Origin of the sequence: Kitasatospora sp. NPDC059571 (assembly GCF_042735675.1) — a bacterium.
In the GTDB taxonomy this organism is placed as follows: domain Bacteria; phylum Actinomycetota; class Actinomycetes; order Streptomycetales; family Streptomycetaceae; genus Kitasatospora.
The window spans coordinates 1-1,517 of sequence record NZ_JBHWBW010000812.1; the positions used below are offsets into that span (position 1 = coordinate 1).

Annotated in this window: 1 protein-coding gene; it reads left to right on the forward strand. The window is 75.7% G+C overall.

The window, feature by feature from the left end; all coding sequences use genetic code 11:
• Positions 1–133 precede the first annotated feature (133 nt).
• The gene (locus ACFV0G_RS39250; protein ID WP_380558675.1) at positions 134–1,456 is read left to right on the forward strand and encodes an AI-2E family transporter; all 1,323 of its coding nucleotides are present in this window, start codon (positions 134–136) and stop codon (positions 1,454–1,456) included.
• The last annotated feature ends 61 nt before the right edge of the window (positions 1,457–1,517 follow it).

Here is a 1,517-nt window from a genome sequence, read left to right on the forward strand (position 1 = left end):
CTTATACAAACACCCCCCCCGCCCGCCCCCCCCCGCGCGCGCGCGCCGGGGCGCCCCCGGGGGGGGCCCGCGCCCCCCTCCCACCCCCGCCCCCCCGGGGCGCGGCCGAGGACGGACGGGGAGGGCGGCGGGAGTGTCGCGGGAGAGAAGGGCGCTGAAGGCGTTGGCGAAGGGCGGCGCGGTCGCCGCCGGGGTCTGGGCCGGCATGGAGCGCCGCCGCCGCGCCGCGGCGTACGCGGCGGACCGGGCCGCGGGTGCCGAGGCCGGCGCCGAGCCGGTCCGGCTGCCCCGCCAGGCGGAGCCGGAGCGGATCCCGGCGCCGGTCCGCGAGGTCCACCACCCCGGGCGCCCGGCCACCCCGGCCGAGGCGGTGCCGTGGGCGCTGCGGGTGGCCGCCGAGTCCACCTGGCGGCTGCTGCTGCTCGGCGTCGCCCTGTACGTGGTCTTCCGGGTGGTCGACACGCTGCGGCTGGTGGCGTTCGCCGCGCTCGCCGCGCTGCTGATCTCCGCCCTGCTGGAGCCGACCGTCTCCTGGCTGCGGCGGCTCGGGGTGCCGCGCTCGCTGGCGGCTGCCGGCACCTTCCTGAGCGGGGTCGCCGGGATCGGGCTGGTCGGCTGGTTCGTGGTCTGGCAGGTGACCACCAACCTCGACCAGGTGACCGGCAAGGTCCAGGACGGTGTCAACAAGCTGCGCGAGTGGCTGGTGACCGGGCCGCTGCACCTGACGCAGCAGCAGATCAACGACTTCGCCCGGCAGATCTCGGCCGCCATCGGCACCAACTCCGAGCAGATCACCTCGGCCGGGTTCACCGGCGTGACCATCGCGGTCGAGGTGCTGACCGGCGTGGTGCTGGCCGCGTTCACCACGTTCTTCCTGCTCTACGACGGCGCGCGGATCTGGTCCTGGGTGCTGCGCGGGCTGCCGCGGCACTCCCGCTACGCGATGGCCGGCGCCGGTCCCAAGGCGTGGGCCACGCTGACCGCCTACGTGCGCGGCACGGTCTGCGTGGCGTTCATCGACGCGCTCTGCATCGGCATCGGCATCCAGCTGCTGGGCGTGCCGATGGCGATGCCGCTCGCGGTGATCATCTTCCTGGGTGCGTTCGTGCCGCTGGTCGGTGCGCTGGTGACCGGCACCATCGCGGTGCTCATCGCGCTGGTCACGGTCGGCCCGTTCACCGCGCTGATGGTGCTGGTGGTGCTGGTCGCGGTGCAGCAGATCGAGGGGCACCTGCTGCAGCCGCTGATCCTCGGCCGGGCGGTGCGGGTGCATCCGCTGGGCGTGGTGCTCGGGGTGACGGCCGGCTCGATCGTGGGCGGCATCGGCGGTGCGATCGTCGCCGTCCCGCTGATCGCGGTGACCAACACCGTCGTCTCCCACCTGCACCGGCGCAACGCCGCCGGGATGGAGGTCTTCGAGGCCCTGGAGAACGCCCGCGAGGCGGCCGCGGGCTGAGCGCGGGCCCGCCGCGGGGCCGGGTACGGGAACGCCGGAGGGGGCGCGGTCGTCCGCGCCC